This window comes from Kitasatospora sp. NPDC059817 (genome assembly GCF_042731835.1).
Lineage (GTDB): Bacteria > Actinomycetota > Actinomycetes > Streptomycetales > Streptomycetaceae > Kitasatospora.
Window position 1 is genome coordinate 6,986 of sequence record NZ_JBHWIR010000047.1, and the last position, 1,596, is coordinate 8,581.

The window sequence follows — 1,596 nt, forward strand, 5'->3', positions numbered from 1 at the left end:
CGGGCCGGGGCGCGGGCGGGGGGGGCGGGCGGGGGGGGGGGCGGCGGCCCCGGGCCCCCCCCCCCCCCCGGGCCTGGTCACTTGACCAGGCGGGACCAGTCGGCCGGCTGCCCCGGGTCCAGCGCGCGCAACTGGTCGAGCACCTTGGGGTCCTGGGCGTCCAGCCAGTCGGCGACCTGGCGGAAGGACACGCAGCGGACGCCCTCCCGGGTGCAGACGCTCTTCATCACGTCCTCGATGGCCTGCATGTAGATGCCGCCGTTCCAGCTCTCGAAGTGGTTCCCGATGAAGAGCGGGGCCCGGCTGCCGTTGTAGACCCGTTCGAAGCCGTTGAGGTAGCCGTTGCGGGTCTCCTTCTCCCACGCGTCGTACTTCTTCGGATCGCCCTTGGTGGTGTCCCCGGACTGGTTGGCGAGGAAGTTGAAGTCCATCGAGAGGACCTGGGCCGATTTGCCCGGGTAGGGCAGCAGTTGGAGCGGGAAGTTCCAGATCCCGTCCTTCTTGCCGGGCCAGACCTGGAACTCGCCCGGTGAGCTGGCGTCGTACCGGAAGCCGGCCGCCTTCTCGGCCGCGAGCAGGTTCTTCTGGCCCTCCAGGCAGGGGGCGCGGCCGCCGACCGCCTCCTTGGTGTAGTCGAAGGGCAGCGGCGGGAGGTTCTTGAAGCCGGTGTTGGTCTTCCAGTTGGTGACGAAGGAGATCGCCTGGTCGAGCTCGCTCTTCCACTCCTCGGTGCTCCAGTCGCCGCCGCCCTTGGAGCCGCAGAAGTGCCCGTTGAAGTGGGTGCCGATCTCGTTCCCGTCCTGCCAGGCCAGGCGCAGTTGCTCCAGGGTGTCCTTGATGTGGGCGTCGGTGGCGAAGTCGATGGCGGAGGCGCCGACGTCGTGCTGCGGCGGGTGGTAGAGCGTGCGTTTGGACTTGGGCAGGGTGTAGATGCCGCTCAGGAAGAACGTCATCTGGGCGTTGTTCTCCGTGCCCAGCTTGCGGAAGCGCGAGAACTGTTCGTCGTCGCCCTCCAGCGCGCCGTCCCAGGAGAACACCACGAACTGCGGCGGCTTCTCACCGGGCTTCAGCTTCTCGGGCCGGGGTTGTCTGGGCTGCGGGCCGGTGTCGGAGGTGGAGCCGTCGCCGAGCACCTTGACCTGGCCGTCCCAGGTCGGCGTGGCGCTGGGGGTCGGGGTGGGGTTGGTGCTGCTGGGACTGTCGGAGGGTGTGCCGCTCGGGTCGGGTGTGCTCTCCGGCGCGGCGCCGGCGGTGGCCGGTCTGCCCTTCGAGTCGGGGCCTCCCGTGCCCAGGCCGAGGGCCACGACGACCCCCGTTGCCAGCAGGACAGCCACGCCACGAGCAGGCCGCACCGTTCCTCCGCTTCTCCGACCCGCCGTCACATGCTGGTCAGATAGTCATACGTATGGTGCGAACATCAGAACACCTTGATCGACAATGTGTCGAGGCTTGCATGGGACGGGAGTTGGGAGATAGGTGTGCGACAGGAGGCCGGCCGCGCCCCCCCGCGGTGGGCGCCCGCCCCCCGCGGGGGGCGGGGGGGGCCCGCGGGCGCGCGAAAGGCCACGCAGGCACACCGCCCAGACGCGCGCGCTC

At 70.2% G+C, this 1,596-nt stretch carries 1 protein-coding gene; it reads right to left on the reverse strand.

Annotated features, from left to right (window positions below; genetic code table 11):
• Positions 1–77: 77 nt before the first annotated feature.
• Positions 78–1,334: a hypothetical protein gene (locus ACFV61_RS12930; RefSeq protein ID WP_380491596.1), complete on the reverse strand. Its 1,257-nt coding sequence runs from the start codon at positions 1,332–1,334 to the stop codon at positions 78–80.
• Positions 1,335–1,596 lie beyond the last annotated feature (262 nt).